Here is a 15,643-nt window from a genome sequence, read left to right as displayed (position 1 = left end):
GCTCTCCCCGAGGGGAGGGCGTGAGAGATTTCTATCCCGCACCGACGGGGTCCGCAAGGGCTTTCGCCAAACATTTCCGCGGTCCACAGGCAGGCGGCGTGTCGTCCACAGGAAGAGTGCGTTTCTCCACCGGTCGTACGCGCTGGTGCACAGCTTGTGCACCGCGCCTGTGGACGGCGGGGCTCAGTCGCCGGCCCCGCCCGACTCGGCCAGAACGGCCCGAAGGAGGGCCACCCCGACCGCCGCGTCGCGCGCCCGCTCGCGGTCCCCGGCGGCGGCATACGCAGCCTCCGCCTCGACGAGCGACCGCAGCTCGGCGGCCACGAGCGAGCGCTCGGTGGCATCGTCGAGCCGGCGACGCTCGGCCTCCGTGACCCCGAGCCCGACGGCCGCCCCGGCGACGTCGGCCGACGTCGCGACGGCGCGACGGTCGGCGACCTGCACGGCCTCGGCGTTCTCGATCGCGGCCACGGTGGTGCGCAGCACGCTCACGGCGGCCCGGTCGCGCTCACGCATGGCCGTCGTCAGACGGGAACGCAGAACGGTGCGGAGAGGCGAAGACATGCCGAGACGGTATGCCGCCGCCCGTGCTGCGCGCCAAGAGGTTTCGTCACGAGGGACGTCGGTCCGACGGACGCAGCCGCTCCCGGAAGAAGTCGCGGACGGCCGCGACGGCCTCCGGGTGCTTGTGGTCCGTGAGCGTCGCGTGGTCGTGGCCCTCGAGCTCCACCGCGATGAAGCCGTCGCCGAGCTCACGACGCAGCGTCTCGAACCGCGTCCCCGTGACCCAGTCACCGCTGTACCGGACCCCGAGCACCGGACATCCCTGCGCGACGCGGCGTCGCACCACCTCGAGGTCCGCAGCCGCCAGGTTGATGTCGGCCGCCCGCCGTCGCCCGAGCGGCAGCGGGGTCGCCGGCTGCGCGACCACCGGCGCCACCACGACGGGGTCGACCATCATCGCCAGCGCGAAGCCGCCGGTCACGCACATCCCGATCGCCCCCACTCCCGGGCCGCCCGCGCGCAGGTGCAGGTCCCGCGCGAGGGCACGTAGCCACCCGGCGAGCGGTGCCGTGCGACCGGTCGCGAACATCGTGAACTCGCGGGTCATGCAGAGCCGCGGCACCACGCGCAGCGCCTCCCACGTGTGCGGCGGCGCGTGCGACGACCCGAACAGGTGCGGCATCGTCACCCTGAAGCCGTCCTCGACGAGCTCGTCACCCAGCTCGATGACCTCGGGGGTCAGGCCCGGACTCTCGTGGACCACGACGATCCCCGGCCCCTCGCCACGCTCGTAGACGGGGTAGGTGAAGCCCTCCGCGGCGAAGTTCGCGCCCGCCCAGCCCGTCAGCAGCGACATGCAACGACCCTACGGCGGCCGGCACTCCCACGGGCGGAGTCGGCCGCGCGGCTACAGTGACGCCATGTCGAGCGACGCCGGCGCGGCCGCGACCCAGGTCTCCTCCCCGGGCGGCGGCGCCCTCGCGCGGCTCCTGTCGCGGCCCTCCCCCCGCGACCCGTCGCCCGTCACCGACCCCGCGGCGCGTCGCGGGCTCCGCTGGGAGACGGTCCTCGTCCTCGGGGTCAGCCTCGGGTCGTCAGCGGTCTACGCGGTGCTCAGCATCATCGAGAAGCTGACCCGCCCGGTACCGCTGTCACAGCAGACGACGGCGATGAACCAGTCGGCCACGCCGGGACGTCCCTGGCTCGACCTCGCCTACCAGCTCGCCGGCATCGTCCTGCCCCTCGTCGCCGTCGGCCTGGCCCTCTACCTGCTCAACCACGTCCGGAGGCCGGCCGTCGACGTCCGCGCCGGCCACTTCGTCGGCCTCGACCGTCGCGAGCCCGGCCGTGACCTGCTCCGCGGCCTCGGGCTCGCCGCCGTCATCGGCATCCCGGGGCTCGGCTTCTACTTCCTCGCCAAGGCGATCGGCATCAACACCCAGGTCTCGGCGGCCAACCTCGAGGCGGTGTGGTGGTCGGCTCCCGTGCTCGTCCTCGCGGCCGTCGAGAACGCCCTCCTCGAGGAGGTCATCATGGTCGGTTACCTCTTCACGCGGTGGCGCCAGACCGGGTGGTCGTGGCCGCTCGTCATCGGGCTCTCGGCCCTGATCCGCGGCAGCTACCACCTCTACCAGGGCTTCGGCGGCTTCGCGGGCAACATCGTCATGGGGCTCGTCCTCGGCCTCGTCTTCGTGCGCACCCGACGCGTCATGCCGCTCGTCGTGTGCCATGCGGTGCTCGACACCGTGGCCTTCGTCGGCTACTCCGTGCTGCGGGCGCGCGGGGTCTCGATCTGACCGGGCGCCGCGCGCCGCCGCCGGAGCGCTGCGCGGCCCACCCAGCCCCACTGCATACGATGGCGCCCATGAACTCGGCCAGACAGGTGCGCGCTCGCCTGCTCGGGGACCCGGCCGACGACTACCGGCTGACCCGCCGCACCGCCGGTCGCATCGCGTGGCTCGGCTGGGCCGGACCGCTCTTCTTCATGCTCGTCGGTGGCTTCATGCGCTTCTGGCACATCGGGGCCCCGCACCAGCTGATCTTCGACGAGACGTACTACGTCAAGCAGGGCTGGTCGATGGTCCTGTACTGGTTCGAGATGAAGAACGACGACGTGCTGCAGCAGGCCAACCAGGTCGACCAGCACTTCACCGCCAACGACCCGATGGTCTACGGCACCGAGGGCGACTTCGTCGTTCACCCACCCGTGGGGAAGTGGCTCATCGGCTGGGGCGAGGCGCCGTTCGGCATCCTCAACTCCTTCGGCTGGCGTTTCGCCGTCGCGCTCGCCGGCACGATCTCGATCTTCATGCTCGGTCGCATCGCCCGGCGACTCTTCCGCTCCGACCTGCTCGGCACCGTCGCGGCCGCGCTCCTGGCCTTCGAGGGCCACCACTTCGTCCACTCGCGCACCGGCCTGCTCGACATCTTCGTCATGTTCTTCGGCCTCGCCGCCTTCGGAGCCCTGCTCATCGACCGGGACAAGGCGCGAGAGGTGCTGGCCCGCAAGGTCGGTGACCGCGCCCGGGCCGCGACCTCGTGGATGGGACCGTGGCTCGGCTGGCGCCCCTGGCGCTGGGTCGCGGGCATCATGCTCGGTCTCTCGGCCGGCGTGAAGTGGTCCGGCCTCTACTTCCTCGTCTTCTTCGGGCTGCTCACCGTGCTCTGGGACATCGGGGCGCGCCGAGCCGCCGGTGTGCGTGGCTGGTCGGTCGGCGGGGTCGTCAAGGACGGGCCGTACGCGTTCGCGCAGCTCGTCGTCACCGCCGTCGCCACGTACGTCGCGAGCTGGACCGGCTGGATCCTCACCAAGGGCGGCTCCTTCCGCACGTGGGCGCAGAACAACCCCGACACCGACCACGGCTGGCTGCCGGACTGGTGGCGCTCCCTCTGGGCCTACCACCAGCAGATGTATGCGTCGACGCAGGCGATCACGAGCTCGCACCCGTACCAGACCAACCCGTGGTCCTGGCTCATCCAGGGACGGCCGACGTCGTTCTTCTACGAGGGCCCGAAGAAGGGCGCCGACGGGTGCCTCGTCGACCAGTGCAGCAAGGCGATCACCTCGATCGGCACCGTCTCGATCTGGTGGGGCGCGACGCTCGCGATCTTCGTCCTGCTCTTCATGTGGGCGCTGCGCCGCGACTGGCGGGCCGGCGCGATCCTCTGCGCTCTCTTCGCCGGCTACCTTCCGTGGTTCTTCCTCGGCAACCGGACGATCTACTCGTTCTACGAGGTCGCGTTCGTGCCCTACGTCGTGCTCACGTGCGTCTACGTCCTCGGGCTCGTCGTCGGCGGTCGCGACGCCTCCCTGACGCGCCGCCGCATCGGCTACGGCCTCATGGGGGCGTTCGTGCTCGTCACCATGGGCCTCTTCGCGTTCTTCCACCCGATCTACGTCGCCGACGTCATCCCGCTGTCGGAGTGGCAGGCTCGGATGTGGTTCCCCAGCTGGGTCTGAGCCCTGCTCACGTCGGTAGGGCCTGGTGGACGAGCCGGAGTCCGCCTGCGGCGCCAGCGGTGGTCAGCCGGCGTCGTGGGTCAGCTGGTCGATCACGGCGGCCACGGCCAGCAACAGCACCGCGTCCTGCCCGTCGGCGACCTCGACGCCGTACGTGTCCGCGACCCGGAACCACTTCTTCGACACCTCCGCGACCTTCTCGCCGTCCGCGGTGATCTCGTACTCATGGTCGACGACGTTGCCCTGCACGTCCAGGTCGGGACCCTCCGCCACGTCGACGGAGAACCGCTCCCGCAGTGGCGAGATCAGCGCCTTCCTGACCGTGGCGACAGTGCGTCCCGACGGGTCCTCGATCTCCATGGAGTCGCGCACCCGTAGCTTGCGCTCCTGCAGCTTCAGGAGCGCATTGCCCTCGGCATCCTCGAGGACCAGCGTGTCACGGATCCGGAGGGCCTTGCCGTTCACCTTGAAGAGGCGCTGGCCCTGCTCGTCCTCGATCCAGTAGTCGTCACCGATCGAGACGAGCTTCTGGCGCATCCGGTACGTCGTGCGCCCGACCCCCCTGCGGTCGTCCCGGCGCTCCTCGCGTCGCTCCCGACGCCGATCCCCGATGCCCACGCGTTACCTCCTCGAGAGCCCACTCGCGTTGGTCCCGACCAGTACACGCCTCGCCGCCCCGGATGTCCCCGGAATGCGAGGTTCCACCGGGATGAGCTGGCACGCCAGTCAGGCCACGCGGACACGTCCGTCGCGTCGACCCAACACCGAGAACCCCGCTCCCCTCGGAACGTCAGTGGGATCGGCGTCTGACCCAGACGTAGGTGAGAGTGATGAGGGTGGCCGCGATGGCAACGGTGATGCCGAGCTCGAGTGCCTGGAAGGTCCAGAAGCGGTCGGCGGGCTGGTAGATGATGACGGTGGGGTAGCCGGATCCCGGTTTGGGAATGTCCTGCTCCATGAGCCAGTCCCCGTGAGCGCCGCTGGGCAACACCGTGGGCGCGTGACCCACCCAGCTGACGGTCAGCGGGGTCATGAACCGGCCGCGCAGCATGTTCTCGATGACCAGCCGGATCAGGAAGTACCCCGCCAGAGTGATCGCGAACGCAGGCGCGCTGCGTCGCACGGTCACGCCGACGAAGGCCCCCAGGGCGAAGGCGGCCAGCGCGTAGCCGAGGGGGACTATCCCTTGGATGTTGTAACCGGTCGGTTCGAAACGACCGTCGAGCATGTTGACCGGGCCCCGCCAGTAGGTCATGAGCAGCGTGATGGCGAGCTGGGCGACCACAACGACAAGTCCGGCGATGACGAGTCTCGAAGTGAGCCACCGGGTGCGCGTTACGGATTGGGTCCAGGCCAGGCGCAGTGTCCCGGACTCGATCTCGCGGACGAGGATCGGAGTTCCGACGAAGACCCCCAGCAGGCCAGGCAGCAGGACCAGGTAGGCCGCGACAGGTTGGCCGCCGGTGAGTGAGTTCAGCGTTCGGTAGAAGGCGGCAGCCTGGTCGGAGCAGGTTTGTCGGCTACCCCCGGCCGACAGGCACGACAACAGCCCAGTGGAGTCGAGGGCGGCGCGCAGGGTGTGTCCGGCCGCGACGAGGTAGGTCGCGAGCAGCGCGACGAGGGCGGCGGCGCCTATCGCGGCCGGGCGTGTGAGTCGCCAGGAGGTCCAGGTCATGACAGGCTTCCTGTCGCTTGTGTCGCGAAAGTCCGGGTTCCTGCGTCCGGGTCGCGCAGGTAAGCCAGGACGAGGTCTTCGAGGCTGAGCGGGTGGGTGGTCCATCGCGGGTCCTGGACTGGGCCGTCGAGCTCGACGATGAGCGTGGTCTGACGTTCGGTGGTGTGCTCGGACAGGACGTGCCGCAGCCCCGTCGGGGGTGAGGCGTAGCCGGGTCCGACGAGGATCCGGTGGCGGTCGAGGAGGTCGTCGATGGCGCCGTCGACCTGGACCTGTCCCGAGCCGAGGACGACGAGGTGGTCGCTGACCCGTTCCAGTTCGGAGATGACGTGGGATGACAGGACGACGGTCGTGCCACGGTCGGCCGCGTCGGCAAGCACGGTGGCCATGAAGTCTCGTCGGGCCAGCGGGTCGAGGCTCGCGACCGGTTCGTCGAGGATCAGGAGTGCCGGTCGCTTCGCCAAGGTCAAGGTGAGCGCCACCTGTGCCTGCTGGCCACCGGACAACCCGCCGGCCTTCCTGGACAGCGGAATGCCGAGTTCGGCGAGGTGGCCGAGGGCGAAGTCGTGATCCCAGGTCGGATTCATTCCGCGGCCCATGCGCAGCAGGTCGCCGACAGTCAGGCCCCGGTAGAGCGGGTGGTCCTGGGCGAGATAGCCGACCTGGGCAAGGGCGGCGGCCGATGTGGCTGGCGGCTGCCCGAATATTGTCGCGGTTCCTTCGGTCGGGGTCAGCAGCCCGACCGCGAGCTGGAGCAGCGTTGACTTTCCCGCGCCATTCGGCCCGACCAGCGCCGTGATCGAGCCCGGTTCGATGCGTAGAGAGCAGTGCCGCAAGGCCCACGTGTGGCCGAACGACCGACCCAGCCCGGTCACTTCCAAGGGGGCGCTCATGCGACACCTTCTGCGACAGAGTCGTGCAGTGCTGACGCGAACAGCGCGCTGAGGTCCTGGTCGTCCAGACCCTCCTTGCGCGCGGCGTCGACCCACGCCGACAGTCGGCGTCGAAGGGCCGGGGTGGCCATGACTGTCTGGTCCGGCACGTCGACACGGACGAACGTCCCAACACCCGGTCGCCCCACCGTCAGGCCTGCAGACTCCAGCTGCCGGTAGGCCTTGAGCACCGTGTTGGGGTTGATCGCCAGGCTGGCAACCACTTCCCGGACCAGCGGTAGCTGGTCCCCCACCTGCAGCTGCCCCACGCGCAACGCGTGCTTCACCTGGTGGACCAGCTGAAGGTAGGTCGGGACACCCGATGCCGGGTCGAGTCGAAACGTAATCACGACAACACCTTATCTACGAAGGTAGGTAAATAGTGATGCAAGGGTGGTCTCGACGTCAAGCAGGGGTGCGCATCTCGATGTCGGGTCAGGCGCAAGGGCTCTTGATGCCCGTGGTGGCCGCGGCTGGGAGGTCAGCGCGATTGCTGTCGACCCGAGATTGGTTGCAGCCTCGAGAGCAGTCGGGCCCAGACGCGTGACGCGTGGTCGACAGGTCGCTGCCGGCCCTTCCGTTCGCCGACATCGACGCGACGAAGTCCCGTCGGTCCGCCACCGGCGCGCCCCCGCCGCCGCCCACCACGGCGGCTCCTCGAATCACTGAATTCCAGAAAAGCAGAGAGACCGGACGAAAGGCGTGTCCGGTCTCTCTGCTTTGGTGGAGCTGAGGGGATTCGAACCCCTGACCTTCTCATTGCGAACGAGACGCGCTACCAACTGCGCCACAGCCCCGAGGTGCGAAGGAACGATAACACCACGCCGGCCGGCATACCCAATCGACCCGCACCCCCGCAGATCGTGGTGGATCGCCGGCGCCCGGCGCCGGGAAACCACCAGCACGAGCGCGCCCCCGGCGCCCATCGGGCAGGGCGGCTACGTCGTTGTCGACGCCTTCGATGTCGACGCCGACGGCTCCGGTGCTGTCGACGTGGCTGACCGCGAGGGGGTCGGTGAGGGCGTCGGCTGCCCGGCCTTGGCGATCGCCTTCTCGAGCGCGGCGACCGTCGCGGCGTCCACCGTCCCGGTGGCAGGGACGTGGAGCTCGGCCTGCAGCTCCTTGAGCGCTTCCGTCAGGGCAGGTGTCCACCGTCCGTCGACGGGACCGTCCCAGAAGCCGGCGAGCTTGAGGGTCTGCTGCACGGCAGCCGTCGACGCGAGCTCCTCCTGCGCGGCCGCGCCGCCCTTTGCCTGGAGGTCGGACTGGAGGGCCTCCTGCGTCGCCTTGTCGACCGTGCCCGTGACGGGTAGTCCATGGGCCTTCTGCAGCGCCTGCACGGCGTCGACCGTCGACGGCCCGTACACGCCGTCGACGTTGCCGTCGAAGTACCCGGCCTGGCTCAGGGACTTCTGCAGCGCGGCCGTGTAGTCGTGCACCGCGGCCTGGGCGGACTTCTGGGCCTCGTCCGTCAGACATCCGGCCTCGGCGAAGAGGGCCAGCCACGACATCTCGAGGGCCACGGCCGCGGCGTTGAACTGTTGGGCCGCCTGGTGCAACGGCGTCTGGGCGCCGATGCCCTGCTGAGCGGCCGTGAACTCGGTCTCGGCCTGCTTGACCCGGTTCACCGTCGCCGGCGGCAGGGTCGGCGCCGGGCTCTGGCTCGCCGCCGGGGTCGTGGAGCTCGACGAGGACCCGCCCGTGGTGTTCGCGGAGGCCGCGGCCTCCCGTGCGGCCGCGAGCTCCTGCTCTGCCGTCACCATCGCCGCCCGGGCGTCGACCGCAGCGGTCGCGGCTGCGGTGACGTCCGCGCGCGGCTGCTCGAGGTCGGCGCCTGCCGTCTGGACGTCCCCGACGGTCGGAGCCGTCGCCGTCAGCACGTCCCCGTAGCGGTCGACCGCCGTGACGTAGTCGGCAGCCGTCGTGCAGAAGTGCGCCTCGGCGGCCGCGGCGGTCGTCTGCGCCTGCGCGAGGTCCTTCTCCTTGACGGACACCCGGGCGTCGGGCACTGCCGTCCCGGCGCTGGTGCAGGCCCCGAGGGCCAGCACCAGCGCCAGCGTGCAGCACCCGAGGTGGAGTCGACTCCGGCGACCCGCACCGGATGGACGCCCGTCGACCTCAGTGCGGTCGGAGGTGTCGGACAGACCCCTCAGGGGCAGCACGGTCGCTGACCCTCGTCAGGCCAGCGCCCTCGCCTTGAGGGCATCGAACTCGTCCTGGTTGATGGTCCCGGAGTCGAGCAGGCCCTTCGCGCTGGCGATCTGCGCAGCCGGGCTCTCCGCTGTCTGCGAGCCAGCCGCCTGACGGATGTACTCGTCCTGCTGGGCCCTCATCTGCGCCATCTCCGTCATCTGCCGCTCGGTCATGCTCCGACCGCGGGCGATGAGGTAGATCAGCGCGCCCAACCAGGGCACGAGGATGAGCAGCACGGCCCAGCCCGCCTTGCCCCATCCGCTGAGCTCGCGGTCACGGAACAGGTCGAAGATGCACCGGAACCACACGGTGATCGCGGCGATCCAGATGAAGAACCAGAAGCTCCACAGCAGGACGTCCCAGAAGTTGGTGGTGATGTTGTCCATGTCAGTCCCCTCGGTGCGGTGTGGCGATGATCCGGGCGCTGACGTGCGCCGATGACCACAGCCTGCCCACCCGCCCCACCTGATGCCTCAACCCCGGAGGGTGAACCCTTCGGACGAAATTCGGCCGGAGCAGCCGGCTTCGGTCTGCCTGCACGACCTCACGCCGCCGCCGAGGAGGCGCTCGGAGCGGCCGTCTCGGGTCCCCTTTCATACTGTGCGGGTGATGTTCACCCCCGGCGCAGCCGTGACGGTGGGATCGGTGGGAGGGGGTCTCGCGGGGCCCCGAGCAACGACTGGACCGAATGACAGCCTCCGCTCGGGGCAGCGGGCCCTCCCACCAGAAGCCACCGAGAGACAGGGCGTCAGTGATGGGTTCCGACACGAGTTCCAGACCGGGCATCAGGGTCGGGCCCACGAGTGAGTTCAGCCTGTTCTTCCACGTCAAGCCGGGACACGGGGAAGCCCTTCACCAGGCGCTCCGGGACCTGCAGGCCGCACCGGGCTACCGTCCCGGCGACTACGAGATGCCGATCGCCTCGATCCACGAGGCCCGGTTCGTCCCCTTCGACGACGACACGCGGCTGCTCTTCGCGACGAGCTTCGACGGCCCCTGGGACGCCTACATGGAGGACTTCGCCTCGAAGCCGCTCAGGCTCTTCGACGCGATCTTCCAGCACGTCGTGGGCTACGAGGGCCTGCCGACCCTCGAATCGGTGAAGGACTTCATCCTCAGTGCCCAGCAGAGCGCGGGAGGCTACGCCCGCAACTACGGGGGCACCGTGAAGGAGATCCGCAAGGCCGCGAAGGTCAACGAGGCGTTCCAGCAGGTTCTCGACGACCCCGATGCGGCCGAGGCGCTGGAGCATCCCGCCCTGCGCCCCCTTCTCGACGTGGCTGCGGACTAGTCGGCATGCCCGCCCAGGGAGCCTGAATGTCCGATCACATCTCCGGCCCGCGCGCGCTGGCCGAGCCCATCGCGGACATCACCGACGTGTACGCCTTTCCGAGTCCCGAGCAGCCCGGGCGGTTGGTGCTCGTCATGAACACCCTTCCGTTCGCCCAGCCGGACGACCACTTCTCCGACGGGCTCGTCTACCGTTTCCGGCTCCGTCGACTGTCCTCCCGCGGCGAGCCGGGGCCGCGGCTGTTCCACGTCGCCGAGCCGGAGGTCACGGTCGACGTCCTCTTCGACGAACCGGACGCCGACGACCACCAGGGTCAGCGCGGCGTGGTCCGTACCTCCGAGGGCGCGACCCAGGCGTTCCACGTCGGCGACGACAACAGCGGGAGTGGCGGGAGTGGCGGTGCCACGGGCCCCCTGCGGGCCTTCGCCGGCGCGAGGTGGGACCCGTTCTTCATGGACGCACCGGCCGCCCTGAAGACCATTGCCACCGGGCAGCTGAGCTTCGCGCAGCCCGGGAGCATCTTCATGGACGGCAAGAACGTCCTCAGCATCGTCGTGGAGCTCGATGTCGCGGCGCTCCTCGGACCGGACGACGAGCAGACGGGCCTGGTGGGCGTGGTCGCCGAGACGCTGACCCGCGGACGGCTGAACGTCCGGATCGAGCGGGTGGGCCGGCCCGAGGTCAAGAACCTCATGCTCGCACCGAAGCAGTTCGACCAGGTCAACCGTGACCTCGAGATCCGCGACCTCTACAACATGGAGGACGGGTTCCACCTCGCCGAGGGGTACAAGGGGGCCTACCGGGCCCGGCTGGACGCGAACCTCGCCTTCTGGGACAGCCTGGACGGCAAGGCGGACTGGCCGGTCGACGAGAGCGGCGCGCACGCGCTCCGGGGCGTCATGCTCGATGACTTCCTCGTCGTCGACGTCACCAAGCCGTATGCGGAGACGGGCTCGTTCTTCGAGATCGAGCGCGCCCTGATGAACGGGGAGCCACACCGCACGTGCGGTGGACGCACGCTCAACGACGACGTCATGGACACGATCTTCACCCTCCTGGTGAACGCCGGCCTGGGACCCACCATCAGCGACGGGGTGGAGGGTGCCACCAGGCCGGCATCGGGCTCCTTCCCGTACCTGGCCGCTCCCAACCCCGAGCCGCCCGTGCCGCCGGCCCACGTCTAGGCGGATCCATGAGCACTCTCCCTCCCGGGTCGGTCCATGGTCCCGTCGACACGACCGCGACCGGCATGTCGCCCGCTCTCGAGATCGACGACATCCAGAGCGGCGCGCTCCACGAGCGACCTTCCCCGTACGTCGGCACGTACCTGCTGCTCAAGGTCCACGAGCCTGCCGACGGCAGGGAGCTCATCCGGCGGCTCATCCCCCTGCTGCAACCGGGCCGTGAGCTCACCGAACCCGGGCTCGGGGCCTGGTTGACCGTCGCCTTCACCTACGAGGGTCTCAAGGTGCTCGGTGTCCCGCAGGACTCGCTGGACAGCTTCGCACCGGAGTTCCAGCAGGGCATGGCTGCACGTGCTGCCGAGATCGGGGACGTCGGCGCCAACAGCCCCGAGCACTGGGAGAAGCCGCTCGGCACCTCTGACGTGCACATCGCCCTGGCGGCCCTGTCCCCCGACGCGGCACACCTCGATGCGGTCGTCGACCGGGCCCGCCGCGCCCAGGAACAGATGCCGGGGGTCGAGGTGGTCTGGCGTCAGGACTGCTACCAGCTGCCCACCGGCCGCACGTCGTTCGGCTTCAAGGACGGGATCGGGCAGCCGACGGTCGAAGGCGCTGGGACGCCGCCCACGAACCGCGGCGAGCTGCCCATCAAGGCCGGCGAGTTCATCCTCGGATATCCCGACGAGACCGGCGGCATGGCACCGGTGCCGACCCCGGACGTCCTGGGCCGAAACGGCACGTACATCGTCTTCCGCAAGCTCCACACCCGCGTCGCGGCCTACCGCCAGTACCTGCACGACAAGGCCAGGACGCGGGAGGAGGAGGCCTTGCTGGGCGCCAAGATGGTGGGTCGGTGGCAGAGCGGCGCTCCCCTCGCGCTGGCTCCGGACGAGGACGACCCGGCCCTCGGCGCCGACCCCGCCCGCAACAACGACTTCGGGTATGCCACCGACCTCCGCGGCTTCACGTGCCCAGCCGGGTCGCATGCGCGCCGGGCGAACCCGCGGGACTCGCTCGACCACGAGAACAGCGTCGACGTCCGCCTGCACCGCATGATCCGGCGGGGCACGAGCTACGGTCCGCCGCTGCCGGACGGCGTCCTCGAGGACGACGGGGAAGACCGAGGGATCATCTTCGTCTTCGCAGGGGCACACCTCAAGCGCCAGTTCGAGTTCGTGAAGACCCAGTGGCTCAACGACGGCATCTTCATCGGGGCCCCCGACGAGAAGGACCCGCTCGTCGGGGCCACGGACGGATCCAGCCCCTTCACCATTCCCCAGCACCCCATCCGCCGCAGGTTGCCCGACGTGCCGCCCTTCGTGGTCACCCGCGGCGGGGAGTACTGCTTCGCCCCCGGGCTCCGCGCGCTGCGGTGGCTGGCGGACCTCACCACCTGACGGCCAGCACCCCACCCGAGGAGAGCGCATGTCCGACACGACCGGCACCGACCGCTGGAAGGCGCTCGACTTCGCGCCCCCTCCGCCCGACGAGGACGGGTCGGAGCCGTCCGTCCTGCTCGAGTACCGGTCCGGCGACAGCATCGCCGTGATCACCCTGAACCGGCCGCTCGCCGACAACGCCATCACGACGGAGATGGGTGCGCGCCTGACCGAGGTTCTCGAGACGATCGCCGTTCGACCCGCCGTCCGCGTCGCGCTCATCACCGGGGCGGGTGACCGGGCGTTCTCGGTCGGCAGCGACCTCAGGCAACGCAAGAGCATGACCAAGGAGCAGTGGCTGGGACAACGCCAGGACTTCGACCGCACGCTCTACACGCTGCGGCAGGTGCGCAAGCCGATCTTCGCCGTCGTCAACGGGATCGCGTACGGCGGCGGGTCCGAGATCGCCCAGAGCACGGACTTCATCATCGCGTCGGACAACGCGACCTTCGGACAGCCCGAGGCCATGATCGGGCTGTCGGCCGGTGGCGGCTCCCCGGCGCTCCTCCCCCGCCTCCTGCCACGGGGACGAGCCCTGCAGATGCTGATGACCGGAGATCCCATCACGGCCGCCGAGGCGCACCGGGTCGGGATGGTCAACGAGGTGCATCCACCCGCCGAGCTGATGCCGGCGGCCCTTGCCATCGCGGAGAAGATCGCGAGCAACTCGCCCACGGCGGTCCAGGCGGTCAAGCGCGCCGTGCACATGGGCGAAGGGCAGCCGATCGAGCAGGCGGTCGCGATCATGATGGAGGCCCACTGGCGATCCGCCGTCCATCCCGACCGGGTTGAGGGCATCGGCGCCTTCAACGACAACCGGGACCCGCACTTCCAGGACCCCGACTACTGACGGACGTGCCTGCGCGACAACCCTGATCGACAACCGTGATCGACAACCGTGATCGACGAGGAGCCCCCGTGCTGACTGAAGACAGCCTCCGACAAGCCCGTTCCGCCCTGACCATGATCCACCACGAGCCGTTCAACGCCGAGGCTCCACCGGCCGCCCTGGAGGGTGACATCACCCCCACCGAGCAGCACTACGTGCGGAGCAACTTCGACGTGCCCGAGCACGACGGCACCCTCCAGATCGGTGGGGCCGTGGGCTCGCCGACGACGCTCACGCTGGACGACCTGCGCGCCCTGCCGTCCGTCGAGCGGGCCGTCACGCTCGAGTGCGCAGGAAACGGCCGACTCGAGACGCGGCCGCTGCCCGCGGGAGAGCCATGGGGGGCGTATGCCGTCTCCACCGCCGTGTGGACGGGCACGTGGTTGCGTGACGTGCTCGAGCAGGCGCAGCCTGCGTCTGACGGGGTCGAGGTCCGGTTCGAGGGCGCCGACAGCGGCTCCTACCTGCTCAACCCGGTGCTCGCCCAGACCGTGAAGTCCGACCTGACGTTCGTCCGTTCGCTGACCCTCGAGCACGCTCTCGACCCGGCGGCGGAGATCCTCATCGCCTACGAGATGAACGGACGTCCGCTCGGCCTCGACCACGGGGCGCCCTTCCGGATCGTCGTGCCGGGCTGGTTCGCCGTGGCCTCGGTCAAGTGGCTGAAGCGGATCGACGTCCTCACGGAGCCCTTCGAGGGCGAGTTCCAGACCGGGCACTACGTCTACGAGTGGCCCGATCGTCCTCACGAGCGGGTGACGACGATGCGCGTGAGGGCCCGGATCACCGACCCGGCGCCGGGGGCCGTCCTCACGCCCGGGACCCACGTCATCCGCGGGAAGGCCTGGTCGGGCACCGGGCCGGTCACGAACGTCGACCTCAGCTTCACCGGCGAGGGCGCCTGGAGCCCTGCCGTGGTCGAGCCTCCCCAGGGTCCGCACCAGTGGCAGAGCTGGGCCTACGAGTGGGAGGTCGCCCTGCCGGGGCGATACAGCATCCGTGCCAAGGCGACCGACGCAGCGGGCAACGAGCAGCCGGACGTCCCACCGTGGAACCGGCTCGGATACGGGAACAACGCCGTCGAGGTGTCCTACGTCGACGTCCGGTGACCCCCGCCGCTCCCGGGCGCCTCGTGGGTAAGAGCCAGGCATGCCCCACGCGAGGATCGGCGTCTCCGGCTGGCGCTACCCGTCGTGGCGCGGCGACTTCTACCCGAAGGGTCTTCCCCAACGGCTCGAGCTGACGTACGCGGCCGAGCGGATGACGTCGGTCGAGGTGAACGGCTCCTTCTACTCCCTCCAGCGTCCGAGCTCGTATGCCGCGTGGCGGGCAGCCGTGCCCGCCGACGTCAACTTCGCGGTCAAGGGTGGGCGCTTCATCACCCACATGAAGGCGCTGCGCGACGTCGAGACCCCGCTGGCCAACTTCTTCGCGAGCGGGGTCCTCGCCCTCGGCCCCCAGCTCGGCCCGGTGCTGTGGCAGCTGCCGGCCCGCATCGAGTTCGACCCGAACCGTGTCCGGAGCTTCCTCCAGCTGCTGCCACGCTCGACGGGCGAGGCCTCGCGGCTGGCCGAGAAGCACGACGACAAGCTCAAGGAGGACCGCATCCTGACGACCTGCGAGGTCGACACCCCGATGCGGCACGCCCTCGAGCCGCGTCACGACAGCTTCGACACCGAGGAGGCACGGGCGCTCTGCGCTGAGTACGGCGTCGCCATGGTGATCGCCGACAGCGCAGGCACGTGGCCGGTCATGGACGACGCGACGAGCGACTTCCGCTACGTGCGGCTGCACGGCGAGACCGAGCTCTACGCCAGCGGCTACACGGACGAGTCCCTGGACCGGTGGGCGCGAACCTGCCACCACTGGATGGAGCAGGGGCACGACGTCCACGTCTACTTCGACAACGACGCCAAGGGGCACGCGCCGCACGACGCCGTGCGTCTCGTCCGGCGGCTCGGGCTGTCCACGACCGCCTGAACCGTGGAGGCGGGTCGAGGCGTTCGCCCGGCACCCGGCCACGCGGCATACGGTGTCGTCACGAGAGTCCTCGGACGACGGGAGACAGTCATGACC

The 15,643-nt window shown here is 69.9% G+C and carries 16 protein-coding genes and 1 tRNA gene; 8 read left to right on the top strand and 9 right to left on the bottom strand.

Going from position 1 to position 15,643, the window contains the following annotated elements:
• Nucleotides 1-183: 183 nt before the first annotated feature.
• Together NR112_RS08570 and NR112_RS08565 are read right to left on the bottom strand one after the other, a co-directional pair.
• Nucleotides 184-564, bottom strand: coding sequence for a hypothetical protein (locus NR112_RS08570; RefSeq protein WP_256793577.1), 381 nt, complete (start codon nucleotides 562-564; stop codon nucleotides 184-186).
• Between the two features lie 46 nt (nucleotides 565-610).
• Nucleotides 611-1,360, bottom strand: coding sequence for a dienelactone hydrolase family protein (locus tag NR112_RS08565; RefSeq protein ID WP_256793576.1), 750 nt, complete (start codon nucleotides 1,358-1,360; stop codon nucleotides 611-613).
• A gap of 64 nt (nucleotides 1,361-1,424) precedes the next feature.
• Between NR112_RS08565 and NR112_RS08560 the strand changes: the two genes are divergently transcribed.
• Nucleotides 1,425-2,300 carry a CPBP family intramembrane glutamic endopeptidase gene (locus tag NR112_RS08560; protein WP_256793575.1) on the top strand — a complete coding sequence of 292 codons (876 nt, stop codon included), beginning with the start codon at nucleotides 1,425-1,427 and terminating at the stop codon, nucleotides 2,298-2,300.
• Between the two features lie 68 nt (nucleotides 2,301-2,368).
• Nucleotides 2,369-3,964 (top strand): dolichyl-phosphate-mannose--protein mannosyltransferase, encoded by a 1,596-nt coding sequence (locus NR112_RS08555; RefSeq protein WP_256793574.1) that lies wholly within the window; start codon nucleotides 2,369-2,371, stop codon nucleotides 3,962-3,964.
• 63 nt (nucleotides 3,965-4,027) lie between these two features.
• On the opposite strand, the gene NR112_RS08550 is transcribed toward NR112_RS08555, so the two are convergent.
• From NR112_RS08550 to NR112_RS08520, 7 genes are all read right to left on the bottom strand, one after another.
• Nucleotides 4,028-4,582, bottom strand: a complete 555-nt coding sequence (locus NR112_RS08550; protein ID WP_256793573.1) for an LURP-one-related family protein — start codon at nucleotides 4,580-4,582, stop codon at nucleotides 4,028-4,030.
• A gap of 172 nt (nucleotides 4,583-4,754) precedes the next feature.
• The gene (locus NR112_RS08545; protein WP_256793572.1) at nucleotides 4,755-5,639 is read right to left on the bottom strand and encodes an ABC transporter permease subunit; all 885 of its coding nucleotides are present in this window, start codon (nucleotides 5,637-5,639) and stop codon (nucleotides 4,755-4,757) included.
• Nucleotides 5,636-6,532: an ABC transporter ATP-binding protein gene (locus tag NR112_RS08540; RefSeq protein WP_256793571.1), complete on the bottom strand. Its 897-nt coding sequence runs from the start codon at nucleotides 6,530-6,532 to the stop codon at nucleotides 5,636-5,638. Before NR112_RS08540 ends, NR112_RS08545 begins: the two co-directional genes overlap by 4 nt.
• Nucleotides 6,529-6,921 carry a GntR family transcriptional regulator gene (locus tag NR112_RS08535; protein ID WP_256793570.1) on the bottom strand — a complete coding sequence of 131 codons (393 nt, stop codon included), beginning with the start codon at nucleotides 6,919-6,921 and terminating at the stop codon, nucleotides 6,529-6,531. The genes NR112_RS08540 and NR112_RS08535 overlap by 4 nt, the downstream gene beginning before the upstream one ends.
• Before the next feature lie 371 nt (nucleotides 6,922-7,292).
• Nucleotides 7,293-7,368, bottom strand: a tRNA-Ala gene (locus NR112_RS08530).
• A gap of 141 nt (nucleotides 7,369-7,509) precedes the next feature.
• Nucleotides 7,510-8,619: a peptidoglycan-binding domain-containing protein gene (locus NR112_RS08525; RefSeq protein ID WP_256793569.1), complete on the bottom strand. Its 1,110-nt coding sequence runs from the start codon at nucleotides 8,617-8,619 to the stop codon at nucleotides 7,510-7,512.
• A 129-nt stretch (nucleotides 8,620-8,748) separates the two neighbouring features.
• On the bottom strand, nucleotides 8,749-9,150 hold the full coding sequence (locus NR112_RS08520; RefSeq protein WP_256793568.1) for an SHOCT domain-containing protein: 402 nt from the start codon (nucleotides 9,148-9,150) through the stop codon (nucleotides 8,749-8,751).
• 368 nt (nucleotides 9,151-9,518) lie between these two features.
• On the opposite strand from NR112_RS08520, the gene NR112_RS08515 reads away from it, so the two are divergent.
• The 6 genes from NR112_RS08515 to NR112_RS08490 all read left to right on the top strand — a co-directional run bounded on the left by NR112_RS08515 (nucleotide 9,519) and on the right by NR112_RS08490 (nucleotide 15,547).
• Complete coding sequence (locus tag NR112_RS08515) at nucleotides 9,519-10,055, top strand: hypothetical protein (protein ID WP_256793567.1); 537 nt, start codon at nucleotides 9,519-9,521, stop codon at nucleotides 10,053-10,055.
• 26 nt (nucleotides 10,056-10,081) lie between these two features.
• Complete coding sequence (locus NR112_RS08510) at nucleotides 10,082-11,239, top strand: DUF4331 family protein (protein ID WP_256793566.1); 1,158 nt, start codon at nucleotides 10,082-10,084, stop codon at nucleotides 11,237-11,239.
• Between the two features lie 8 nt (nucleotides 11,240-11,247).
• On the top strand, nucleotides 11,248-12,636 hold the full coding sequence (locus NR112_RS08505; RefSeq protein WP_256793565.1) for a Dyp-type peroxidase: 1,389 nt from the start codon (nucleotides 11,248-11,250) through the stop codon (nucleotides 12,634-12,636).
• 28 nt (nucleotides 12,637-12,664) lie between these two features.
• On the top strand, nucleotides 12,665-13,528 hold the full coding sequence (locus NR112_RS08500; RefSeq protein WP_256793564.1) for an enoyl-CoA hydratase/isomerase family protein: 864 nt from the start codon (nucleotides 12,665-12,667) through the stop codon (nucleotides 13,526-13,528).
• Nucleotides 13,529-13,596: 68 nt separating this feature from the next.
• Entirely contained in the window at nucleotides 13,597-14,676 is a 1,080-nt protein-coding gene (locus NR112_RS08495) for a sulfite oxidase (RefSeq protein WP_256793563.1), read from the top strand.
• Between the two features lie 40 nt (nucleotides 14,677-14,716).
• Nucleotides 14,717-15,547 (top strand): DUF72 domain-containing protein, encoded by an 831-nt coding sequence (locus tag NR112_RS08490; protein WP_256793562.1) that lies wholly within the window; start codon nucleotides 14,717-14,719, stop codon nucleotides 15,545-15,547.
• Nucleotides 15,548-15,643 lie beyond the last annotated feature (96 nt).

It is taken from the genome of Terrabacter sp. Ter38 (assembly GCF_024519435.1).
Lineage (GTDB): Bacteria > Actinomycetota > Actinomycetes > Actinomycetales > Dermatophilaceae > Terrabacter.
The sequence above is the reverse complement of the archived record's forward strand: the minus strand, read 5'-3'. Positions and strand labels throughout refer to the sequence as shown.